Consider the following 11,310-nt stretch of genomic DNA (forward strand, 5'->3'; position numbering starts at 1 on the left):
TTCCATGAGCCGCATCGTCTATGTCAACGGCGCCTATCTTCCCGAGGAAGAGGCAAAGATCTCCATCTTCGATCGCGGCTTCATCTTCGGCGACGGCATCTACGAGGTCTCGGCCGTGATCGGCGGCAAGCTGGTCGATTGCGAGGCGCATCTCACCCGTCTCGAACGCTCTTGCGGCGAGATCCAGCTTGCCTTGCCCTGGTCGAAGGCCGATCTGGTCGCGATCCATGAAGAGCTGATCAAGCGCAACGGCCTCGACGAAGGCAGCATCTACCTGCAGGTCTCGCGCGGCGCGGCCGATCGCGACTTCCCGTTCCCGAAGGACACCCAGCCGACGCTGGTGATGTTCACTCAGGCCCGCAATTTCGTGAACGCGCCGGCGGTGAAGACCGGCATCAAGGTCGTCTCGACGCCGGACCTGCGCTGGGTCCGCCGCGACATCAAGAGCGTGAACCTGCTCGCGCCGGTGCTGGCCAAGCAGATCGCCGCCGAGGCCGGCGCGCAGGAAGCCTGGATGATCGAGGACGGCGTGGTGACGGAAGGCGCCTCCTCCACCGCCTGGATCGTCAAGGGCAAGACCCTGATCTCGCGCCCGCTCTCGCACAAGGTCCTGCCCGGCATCACCCGCAAGGCGGTGCTGGCCTTCATCGCCGAATCCGGCTTCACCTTCGAGGAGCGCGAATTCACGCTCGCCGAGGCGCTCGACGCCGAGGAGGCCTTCATCACCTCGGCGACCAGCATGGTGATGCCGGTGAGCTCGATCGACGGCCACACCATCCACAATGGTGCGCCGGGCCCGACCACGCTGCGCCTGCGCGAGATCTATATCGACTTCGCCCGCAAGGGCGGCGTGCTGGGCTGAGCCCCCGCCGGGATCAAAAACCGCCGTCATTCCGGACAAGCCGCAATAGCGGCGCCGATCCGGAATCCATCATGGGACGCTGCGCTCTACGATGGATTCCGGGTCAAGCCCGGAATGACGGCGCGTTTCCGTGGCAAACAAGAGGCCGTCAGGCGCCGCCCGCGAATGACGCGCCCGCGACCAACTCTCCCATCACATAGGTCGCGGCAACGTTGCGCTCGTCGCCCAGCGTGACGAGGACAAAAAGCTCCTCCGCCAGATCGCGCACCGTTTCCATGCGATGCGCCATCGCCCGCGTCGCGCCCGTGTCGAGCACGACGACATCCGCCTCCCGGCCGGGCTCGAACGAGCCGATGAGATGGTCGAGGCCGAGCGCAGCCGCATTGCCGCGTGTGATGGCGTGCAGCGCCGCGAAAGCGGAGAGCGACTGCCCCTGCAACTGCAGCACCTTGTAGGCCTCGGCCATCGTCCGGAGCATCGAATAGSWGGTSCCGCCRCCRATATCGGTCGCGACCGCCACCTTCACCCCGCGCTGGCGGGCATGGACCCAGTCGAAGAGCCCCGAGCCGAGAAAAAGATTGGAGGTCGGGCAGAAGACCGCGACCGCGCCGGTCTCGGCGAAGGCCTGCCATTCGTTATGGGTCATATGGATGCAATGGCCCATCAGGCTTGTCGCGCCGAGCAGGCCGTGGCGCCGGTAGATGTCGGCGTAGTCGGCGGCTTCCGGGTAAAGCTCGCGGGCGAAGGCGATCTCAGCCCGGTTCTCGTCGATATGGGTCTGGACGTGGCAATCGGGATGCTCGGCCGCCAGCCGCCCTGCCGCCGCCAATTGCTCCGGCGTCGAGGTGATCGCGAAGCGCGGCGTGATCGCATAGAGTTGCCGGCCCTTGCCATGCCAGCGCGCGATCAGCGCCTTCGAGTCGCGATAGCCGCTCTCGGCCGTGTCGGTCAGCGCCTCCGGCGCGTTGCGGTCCATCATCACCTTGCCGGCGATCATGCGGGTGTTGCGCCGCTCGGACTCGACGAAGAAAGCCTCGGCCGATTGCGGGTGGACCGAGCAATAGACCGCCGCCGTGGTGGTGCCATTGGCCAGAAGCTCGTCGAGGAAGAAGCGCGAGAGCTTCTCGGCATGGCCCTGCTGGCTGAGCTTCTGCTCCTCGACGAAGGTGTATTTGTTCAGCCAATCCATCAGCTGCGCGCCGTAGGAGGCGACGACTTGCGTCTGCGGCATGTGGATGTGCGCGTCGATGAAGCCCGGCATGATCAGATGCGGGCGATGGTCGACGATCTCGGCATCGGCCGGCAGCGCCCGCAACAGCGCGCTTGCCTCGCCGGCCGCCTTGACCAGCCCGTTCTCGATGACGAGCAAACCGTCCTCGACGAAGCGATACGCCGCCTCACCCGCAACCTCCGGATCGCCGACAAACCAGAGCAGACGACCGCGCAAGGCACGGATGACAGGAGATGCGGTCACAATCGGCGGCTCCGGCTTAAATTCACATCACATCTGCACCAAATCAAAGCTTCCGGCCAAGCACGGATCGTGCCTAATCTGGAGGCATGAACTGGCTTTGCGAGTGGAGCGGGCAGGATGCGTGAACGCCTGCGCTTCCTCCTCGGTGACGAGCTTGTCGAGATCGATCGCTGCGATCCGACACTGACGGTGCTCGACTGGCTGCGCCTCGATAAGCGCATGACCGGCAGCAAGGAAGGCTGCGCCGAGGGCGACTGCGGCGCCTGCACCGTCGTCGTCGGCCGGCTCGACCGGGGGCGGCTGCGCTACGAGGCGGTGAATGCCTGCATCCGTTTCCTGCCGACGCTGGRTGGCTGCCAGCTCCTCACCGTCGAGCACCTCAAGGGCGATGACGGCAGCCTGCATCCGGTCCAGCAGGCGATGGTCGAATGCCACGGCTCGCAATGCGGCTTCTGCACGCCGGGTTTCGTGATGTCGCTCTTCGCGCTCAGGCTGAACGAGGCGGAGCCCGATGTCGCGCGCATCGAGGATGCGCTCGCCGGTAATCTCTGCCGCTGCACCGGCTATGAGCCGATCATCGCGGCCGGGCGGCGCATGGATGAGATCGCCCCGCGTGAGACGGATCGCTTCCTGCGCGAGCGCGAGGCCATCGCAGCGCGACTTGCAGCGCTGAACGATGCCGCGACGTTGGCTCTTGAAGGCGAAGGCGGGCGCTTTTACGCCCCCGCAACCGTTGAGGCACTCGCGGAACTCGTCGCGGCGCATCCGCAGGCGACACTCGTCGCCGGCGCGACCGATGTCGGCTTGTGGGTYACCAAGGCGATGAAGCGGCTCGATCCGGTGATCTATCTCGGGCGGATCGAGACTTTGCGCGAGATCACCGATGAAGGCGATCATTTGCGCTTCGGCGCGATGGCTGGTCATATCGACGTCCGAGCCGCGCTGGCTACCCTCTCGCCCCAACTCGACGAACTGATGCGCCGGTTCGGCGGCGAGCAGGTGCGCAATGCCGGCACGATCGGCGGTAATATCGCCAACGGTTCGCCGATCGGCGACCTGCCGCCGGCCCTGATCGCGCTCGATTCGACGCTGGTGCTGGCGCAGCGCGGCAGAGCCGGGGTCGAACGCCGCATTCTCCCGCTCGAAAGCTTCTTCCTCGACTATCGCAAGCAGGATCGCCGCCCTGCCGAATTCGTCGAGGCCGTGCTGGTGCCGAAGCTGGTGCCAGGCATGCTGTTCCATGCCTCGAAGGTGTCCAAACGCTTCGATGAGGACATCTCGGCCGTCTGCGGCGCCTTCCGGCTGACCCGGCATGCCGATGGCCCGATCAGCGAGGCGCGGCTGGCCTATGGCGGCATGGCCGGCATCCCGAAGCGGGCGGCTGCGGCAGAGGCGGCGCTCATCGGCCGCCCGTGGGACGAAGACGCCGTCGAGGCGGCCATCGCCGCCCTGCCCCGGGACTTCACGCCGCTCAGCGACATGCGTGCCTCGGCGGACTATCGGCTCAAGATCGCCGGCAACCTGCTGCGGCGCTTCCTGATCGAGACGACACAGCCGCAAACCGAGACACGCGTCGCCGGCCTGCTCGCGGAGGCCGCCCATGGCTGACGCCCGCCGCAAGCTCGACATCGTCCCCGAGACCGGGCCGGTCGGCAGTGCCCGCATCCACGACTCCGCACCCAAGCATGTCGCCGGCGAGGCCTTCTACATCGACGACATCGCCGCGCCGGAAGGCCTGCTTCACGCCTATCTCGGCCTGAGCGGGATCGCCAATGGGCAGCTCACCTCGCTCGATCTCGATGCGGTGCGTGCCGCGCCCGGCGTCGTTTCGGTGCTGACGGCGGCCGATATTCCCGGCGCCAACGACATCTCCTCAACGCATCGCCATGACGAGCCGGTCTTCGCGACCGATCGGATCCTGTTCCACGGCCAGCCCCTCTTCGCAGTGGTGGCTGAGACGCGCGAGCAGGGACGTCTGGCCGCAGCGCTGGCCAAGGCCGAGTACACCGAAGAGGCCCCCCTCCTCGACATCGCCGCCGCGCGTGCGGCCGGCGGCAGGCTCGTCACCGACCCGCTCAAGCTCGAACGCGGCGATGTCGCGACGGCCATGGCCGCGAGCCCGCGCCGGCTCAAAGGTACGATGGCGATCGGCGGGCAGGAGCATTTCTATCTCGAAAGCCAGATCGCGCTCGCCATCCCCGGCGAGGACGAGGACATGGCCGTGCTCGTCTCGACCCAGCATCCGAGCGAGGTCCAGCACATGGTCGCCGCCGTGCTCGGCGTCGGCTCGCATGCGGTCACCGTCGAGGTGCGGCGCATGGGAGGCGGTTTCGGCGGCAAGGAGACGCAGGCCAATCTCTTCGCCTGCGTCGCGGCGCTCTGCGCCCGCAAGCTGAAGCGTCCGGTGAAGCTCAGGCCCGATCGCGACGACGACATGGCGATCACCGGCAAGCGCCACGACTTCGTCTGCGACTATGAGATTGGCTTCGACGACGAGGGCCGCATCCATGCGCTCGACGCCGTCTATGCGGCGCGCTGCGGTTGGAACGCCGATCTGTCGGGGCCGGTGACCGACCGCGCCCTGTTCCACATGGACAATTGCTATTTCTACCCGGCGGTGCGCGCCCGCTCCGAGCCGCTGTTCACCAACACCTGCTCGAACACCGCCTTCCGGGGCTTCGGCGGTCCGCAAGGCATGGTCGGCGCCGAGCGCTTCATCGAGGAGGTCGCCTATGCCACCGGGCTCGACCCGTTGGAGGTGCGCCGGCGCAATCTCTATGGCGAGACCGAGCGCAATATCACGCCCTATCACCAGACGGTCGAGGACAATATCGCAGCCGAGGTAATCGCAGAACTGGAGCGGCGCTCAGACTATCAGGCACGCAAGGCGGCGATCCGGGAGGCCAATGCAAAAAGCCCCATCGTCAAGCGCGGCATCGCGCTGACGCCGGTGAAATTCGGCATCTCCTTCACCGCGACCTGGTTCAACCAGGCCGGCGCGCTGGTGCATGTCTACACCGACGGCACGGTCGCGCTGAACCACGGCGGCACCGAGATGGGGCAAGGGCTCTATATCAAGGTGGCGCAGGTGGTGGCGCAGGCCTTCGGCATCGGGCTCGACCAGATCAAGATCACCGCGACGACCACCGGCAAGGTGCCGAATACCTCGGCCACCGCCGCCTCCTCCGGCTCCGACCTCAACGGCATGGCGGCGCTCGATGCCTGCGAGACGATCAAGAAGCGATTGGCGGAGTTTGCCGCGAAACACTGGCGGGTCGAGGCGGAGGACATCGCCTTCCTGCCGGGCCGCGTGAAGGTTGGCCCCCGCGAGATCGCCTTCAGGGACCTGATCGCGGCCGCCTATATGGCCCGCGTCCAGCTCTCCGCGACCGGCTTTTACGCGACGCCCAAAATCCACTGGGACCGCAAGGCCGGACGCGGCCACCCGTTCTACTATTTCGCCTATGGCGCGGCGGCGGCCGAGGTCGCGATCGACACGCTGACCGGCGAGTACAGGGTCGAGCGGGTCGATATCCTGCATGATTGCGGGCAATCGCTGAACCCCGCGATCGACAAGGGCCAGATCGAGGGCGGCTTCGTGCAGGGCATGGGCTGGCTGACGACCGAAGAGCTGGTCTGGGATAAAAAAGGCCGGCTCTGGACCCATGCGCCGTCCACTTACAAGATTCCCGTCGCCTCCGACCGGCCGCGCATCTTCAACGTGCATTTGCTGGAGAACGCGCCGAACCGCGAGCCGACGATCCATCGCTCCAAGGCGGTGGGCGAACCGCCATTGATGCTGGCGATCTCAGTTCTGCATGCGCTGTCGGATGCGGTGGCGAGCATCGGGGACCATCGCATCTGTCCGCGCCTCGATGCGCCCGCGACACCGGAGCGCGTATTGGACGCGGTCGAGCGGGTCAGGGCGGAGGCCACGCGATGACCCTCGCCGCTTTCCTCACAGCCCATCAGCGCGACGGCATCGTTCTCGTCCGGATTGAGGCTGCGGAAGGCTCGACGCCGCGCGAGGCCGGCGCCTGCATGGCCGTCAGCCCAGGTGCCATCGCCGGAACGATCGGTGGCGGGCAGCTTGAATTCCATTGCATCGACCTCGCCCGCCATATGTTGAGCGAGGCTTCGCCGGACCAGATCCTCGACATCCCGCTCGGCCCGCAGATGGGCCAGTGCTGCGGCGGGCGGGTGCGCGTGTCGCTGCACCGGCTCGTCGCCGCCGACATCGCGCTGATCGTCGCCCGCGAGAAGGCCGAGGTCGCAGCGAGACCGCCTGTCCTGATCTTCGGTGCGGGCCATACCGGCCGTGCGCTTGCCCGTGCGCTTGCCGCCCTACCCTTTACGGTGACGCTGATCGACGACCGCGACGACGTCATGAGCGGGCTGCCGGCGGCCGTCACCTGCATCCGCATGGCCGATCCGGTCGATGCGGTCGCGGACGCTCCGGCAAACGCCGCCTTCGTCGTCCTCTCGCACAGCCATGCGCTCGACTACCGGCTGACGGAGGCTGCGCTGGCGCGGGGTGATGCGGCCTATGTCGGCATGATCGGCTCCGCGACCAAGCGCGCCCGTTTCGAGGCGAGCTTCCTGCGCGCCGGCGGGCGGCGGGAGACACTTTCGCGCCTGACCTGCCCGATCGGCGGTTCGGATGTGGACGACAAGCGGCCGGAGGTGATCGCGGCCTTGACGGCAGCCGAGCTGGTGCGTTGCTTGCTTGGCCGCCGGGAGCCGGCGAAAGGGAGACGGTCGCGACATGAATCAGCCGCGTGAGCAGGATGTGCCGCCGCGGCTGGCGCTCGCCCATATCTCGAAGAGCTTTCCCGGCGTCAAAGCCAACGAGGACATCAGCCTGAGCGTCCAACCCGGCGAAATCCATGCCCTGCTCGGCGAGAACGGCGCGGGCAAGTCGACGCTGGTCAAGATCATCTACGGCGTGCAGCAGGCCGACGAGGGCACGATCAGCTGGAACGGCTCGCCGGTTGCGATCCCCTCGCCCAAGGCCGCGCGCAAGCTCGGCATCGGCATGGTCTTCCAGCATTTCTCGCTGTTCGACGCGATGACGGTGATCGAGAACATCGCGCTCGGGCTCGACGAAGCCGTCGATCGCGAAGAGCTCAAGAGCCAAGTCGCCGCGATCCTGCAATCCTATTCGCTGCCGCTCGATCCCGAGCGCGAGGTCCATACGCTCTCGGTCGGCGAGCGCCAGCGCATCGAAATCGTGCGCTGCCTGCTGCAGAAGCCGAAGCTCCTGATCATGGACGAGCCGACCTCGGTGCTGACGCCGCAGGAGGTCGAGCGCCTGTTCGCGACACTCAGACAGATCGCGGCGGAAGGCTGCTCGATCCTCTACATCTCGCACAAGCTGCACGAGATCAAAGCGCTCTGCGACAGCGCCACCATTTTGCGCGGCGGGCGCGTGGTCGCGACCTGCGATCCGAAGGTCGAGACGACCAGGCGGATGGCGGAACTGATGATCGGCGCGGAGCTGCGCAAGATCGAGCACGGCCAGACGAAGGAAGCCGGCGCGGTCAGACTCGCCGTCAGCGGGCTCTCGCTGCCGGGCGAGCCGCCTTTCGGCACCGATCTCAAGGGTGTCTCCTTCGAGGCGCGGGCGGGCGAAATCCTCGGCATCGCCGGCGTCGCCGGCAACGGCCAGGCGGAACTTCTGACGGCGCTCTCGGGCGAGCGGCTGGCTGCGGCGCCTGAGGCGATTCGGCTCGACGGCAGGGCCGTCGGGCTCGAAGGTGCCGGCGCGCGCCGGGCGCTCGGCCTCTCCTGCGTGCCGGAAGAGCGTAACGGCCATGCCGCCGTGCCGGATTTCTCGCTCGCCGACAACGGCGTCCTGACCGCGCGCCACCGGCTGCCGCTGGCACCGCACGGTTTCATCAGCCGCGGTGCCGTCGGCCGCTTCGCCGACAGCGTCATCAAGCTCTTCGATGTCCGGACCACCGGCAATGGCGCGCTCGCTCGCTCGCTCTCGGGCGGAAACCTCCAGAAATTCATCATGGGTCGCGAGATCGGCCAGCAGCCCGCCGTGCTCGTCGTGTCGCAGCCGACTTGGGGCGTCGATGCCGGTGCGGCCGCCGCGATCCGGCAGGAGCTCGTCGACCTCGCCGCAAAGGGCTCGGCCGTCGTGGTGATCTCGCAGGATCTCGACGAGTTGCTGGAGCTCGCCGACCGGCTCTGCGTCATCAACGAAGGCCGGCTCTCGGCGCCGCGCCCGGTTGCCAGCCTCGGCATCGACGAGATCGGCATGATGATGGGCGGAATTCACGGCGCTGGCGAGCAGGTGGGAGCGGCGCATGCTTGAATGGCGCCGCCGCCGCGAGCCGAGCCTGCCGATGCTGGTCTTGAGCCCCCTGATCGCGATCGGGCTGACGATGCTCACCGGCATGATCGTCTTCACCGCCATCGGCTATGACGGCTTCCATGCGGTCGAGAGCATCTTCCTGACGCCCTTCCTGGAGCCGCAGCGCTGGGCCGATATCGGGGTCAAGGGCGCACCACTCGTCATGATCGCGCTCGGGCTCGCCATCGGCTTCCGCGCCAATGTCTGGAATATCGGCGCCGAGGGGCAGTATGTCATGGGCGCCATCGCCGGCACCGGCGTCGCGCTGCTGACCTATGACATGACCGGATGGTGGATCCTGCCCGCCATGGTGCTGGCCGGCATCCTCGGCGGCATGGCCTGGGCCGCGATCCCTGCCCTTCTGCGCGTCAAGCTGCAGGTCAGCGAAATCCTGACCAGCCTGATGCTGACCTATGTCGCGGTGCAGTTCCTCTATTTCCTGGTGCGCGGACCGTGGAAGGACCCGGGCGGCTTCAATTTTCCGCAGACGCGCATGTTCACCGCCGACCAGACCTTGCCGACGGTGATCGAGGGCTCGCTGGTCCATCTCGGCATTCCCGTCGCATTGCTGCTGGCTGTCGTCGCCTGGCTACTGATGGAGAAGACCACGGCGGGCTATGCGGTAAAGGTCGTGGGCCTCGCGCCGGCCGCAGCCCGCCACGGCGGCTTCAGCGCGGCGCGCACGACCTGGGCGACGATGCTGCTCAGCGGCGGCCTCGCGGGACTGGCCGGGCTGTTCGAGGCGGCCGGACCGTTCGGCCGACGCTGATCGCGGCCTCGACGCCCTTGCTGCTGGCCTCGTTGGGCGAACTCGTCGCAGAGAAATCCGGCGTGCTCAATCTCGGCGTCGAGGGCATGATGCTATGCGGCGCGGTCGCCGGCTTCGCCGTCGCGTTCTCGAGCGGCAGCATGGCGCTGGGGCTGCTGGCCGCCATCCTTGCCGGTGTCGCCGCAGCGATGGTCTTCGCGGTGCTGGCGCTGTCGCTCACCGCCAATCAGGTCGCGACCGGGCTTGCGCTGACGATTTTCGGCATCGGCGCCTCCTCGCTGATCGGCGCCGGCTTCGTCGGGCGCACCGTGCAGCGGCTCGGGCCGATCTTCCCGGCGGCGCTGTCCGAACATCCCATCCTGCGCATCGTCTTCGGGCAGGACGTCGTCGTCTATCTCTCGCTCGCGCTGGTGGCCGGCGTGAGCTACTTCCTGCGCCGGACGCGGGCGGGGCTGATCCTGCGCGCGGTCGGCGAGAACGACGCTTCCGCACATGCCATCGGCTACCCGGTCGTCGCCATCCGCTATGCGGCGGTCGCCTTCGGAGGCGCCTTGGCGGGGCTGGGCGGGGCCTATTTCTCGCTGGCGCTGACGCCGATGTGGGCCGAACGATTGACCGCGGGGCGTGGCTGGATCGCGCTGGCGCTCGTCGTCTTCTCGGCCTGGAAGCCGGGCCGGCTGCTGCTCGGCGCCTATCTCTTCGGCGCGGTGATGACGCTGGAGCTGCAGGCCAAGGCCGCCGGCGTGAGCTGGCTCGCGCCGGAGGTGCTGGCGATGGCCCCCTACCTTGCGACCATTGCAGTTCTGACCATGATGTCGCTAGGACGAAAGACCGGCCGGCTCGACGCACCGGCCTGCCTCGGCAAACCTTTCACGGCGTCCTGACGCCGCAACCGACAACGGGGAGTTCATAGGACCATGACCAGCATCATCACCCGCCGCCGGCTGACCTTCGGCGCCGCCGCGGCCTCGACGCTACCGCTGTTGGGCCGTGGCGCCTCGGCGCAGGCCCCGCTCGGCGTGGGCTTCGTTTATGTCGGCCCCATCGGCGACCATGGCTATACCTGGACGCATGATCAGGGCCGGCTCGCGATCGAGAAGGAATATGGCTCGAAGATCAAGACGAGCTTCCTCGAGAACGTCGCCGAAGGCCCGGATGCCGCCCGCGCCATCCGCCAGCTCGCCCAGGCCGGCAACCAGCTGATCTTCTCGACCTCCTTCGGCTTCATGAACCCGACGATCCAGGTCGCCAAGCAGTTCCCGAAGATCCATTTCGAGCACGCCACCGGCTATATGCGCGCCGAAAACGTCGCGACCTATGATGCGCGCTTCTATGAGGGCCGCGCCGTGATCGGCACCATCGCTGGCCACATGTCGAAGACCGGCCAGGCGGGCTATGTCGCCTCCTTCCCGATCCCCGAGGTGGTGATGGGCATCAACGCCTTCCATCTGGCGGCGCGCAAGGTGAACCCGAACTTCAAGACCAAGGTCGTCTGGTGCTCGACCTGGTACGACCCGGCCAAGGAAGCCGACGCCGCCAAGGCGCTGATCGACCAGGGCGCCGACATGATCACCCAGCACACCGACTCGGCGGCGCCGCTCCAGGCGGCCGAGCAGCGCGGCGTCTACGCCTTCGGCCAGGCCTCGGACATGAAGGCCTTCGCGCCCAAGGCGCATCTCTCGGCCATCGTCGACGACTGGTCGGGCTACTACATCAAGCGCGTCAAGGACGTGATGGACGGCACCTGGAAGAGCGGCGCGGTCTGGGGCGGCATCAAGGACGGCTTCGTCAAGCTCGCGCCCTATAACGACGCGATCACGCCGGCTGCCCGCGCAGCTGCCGAC

At 67.4% G+C, this 11,310-nt stretch carries 9 protein-coding genes; 8 read left to right on the forward strand and 1 reads right to left on the reverse strand.

The window, feature by feature from the left end:
- Nucleotides 1-4 precede the first annotated feature (4 nt).
- Nucleotides 5-862: a D-amino-acid transaminase gene (locus AB4Y99_RS08180; RefSeq protein ID WP_133562009.1), complete on the forward strand. Its 858-nt coding sequence runs from the start codon at nt 5-7 to the stop codon at nt 860-862.
- Nucleotides 863-1,010: 148 nt separating this feature from the next.
- Here the strand turns inward: AB4Y99_RS08180 and guaD are convergent, their stop codons facing one another.
- A complete protein-coding gene (gene guaD, locus AB4Y99_RS08185; RefSeq protein WP_441522962.1) occupies nt 1,011-2,336 on the reverse strand; it encodes a guanine deaminase in 1,326 nt (441 codons plus the stop codon).
- 117 nt (nt 2,337-2,453) lie between these two features.
- On the opposite strand from guaD, the gene xdhA reads away from it, so the two are divergent.
- The 7 genes from xdhA to AB4Y99_RS08220 all read left to right on the forward strand — a co-directional run.
- Nucleotides 2,454-3,944 carry a xanthine dehydrogenase small subunit gene (gene xdhA / locus AB4Y99_RS08190; RefSeq protein ID WP_441522963.1) on the forward strand — a complete coding sequence of 497 codons (1,491 nt, stop codon included), beginning with the start codon at nt 2,454-2,456 and terminating at the stop codon, nt 3,942-3,944.
- Complete coding sequence (gene xdhB / locus AB4Y99_RS08195) at nt 3,937-6,279, forward strand: xanthine dehydrogenase molybdopterin binding subunit (RefSeq protein WP_441522964.1); 2,343 nt, start codon at nt 3,937-3,939, stop codon at nt 6,277-6,279. The genes xdhA and xdhB overlap by 8 nt, the downstream gene beginning before the upstream one ends.
- On the forward strand, nt 6,276-7,118 hold the full coding sequence (gene xdhC, locus AB4Y99_RS08200) for a xanthine dehydrogenase accessory protein XdhC (RefSeq protein WP_441522965.1): 843 nt from the start codon (nt 6,276-6,278) through the stop codon (nt 7,116-7,118). Before xdhB ends, xdhC begins: the two co-directional genes overlap by 4 nt.
- A complete protein-coding gene (locus AB4Y99_RS08205) occupies nt 7,102-8,658 on the forward strand; it encodes an ABC transporter ATP-binding protein (protein WP_441522966.1) in 1,557 nt (518 codons plus the stop codon). Before xdhC ends, AB4Y99_RS08205 begins: the two co-directional genes overlap by 17 nt.
- On the forward strand, nt 8,651-9,466 hold the full coding sequence (locus tag AB4Y99_RS08210) for an ABC transporter permease (RefSeq protein ID WP_441522967.1): 816 nt from the start codon (nt 8,651-8,653) through the stop codon (nt 9,464-9,466). The genes AB4Y99_RS08205 and AB4Y99_RS08210 overlap by 8 nt, the downstream gene beginning before the upstream one ends.
- 17 nt (nt 9,467-9,483) lie before the next feature.
- Nucleotides 9,484-10,350 (forward strand): ABC transporter permease, encoded by an 867-nt coding sequence (locus AB4Y99_RS08215; protein ID WP_441522968.1) that lies wholly within the window; start codon nt 9,484-9,486, stop codon nt 10,348-10,350.
- A 33-nt stretch (nt 10,351-10,383) separates the two neighbouring features.
- Nucleotides 10,384-11,310: BMP family ABC transporter substrate-binding protein (locus AB4Y99_RS08220; protein ID WP_441522969.1), on the forward strand; the 927-nt coding region annotated here is incomplete at its 3' end.

The organism is Allobosea sp. TAB14 (assembly GCF_052113865.1).
GTDB classification, from domain to species: Bacteria; Pseudomonadota; Alphaproteobacteria; order Rhizobiales; family Beijerinckiaceae; genus Allobosea; species Allobosea spartocytisi.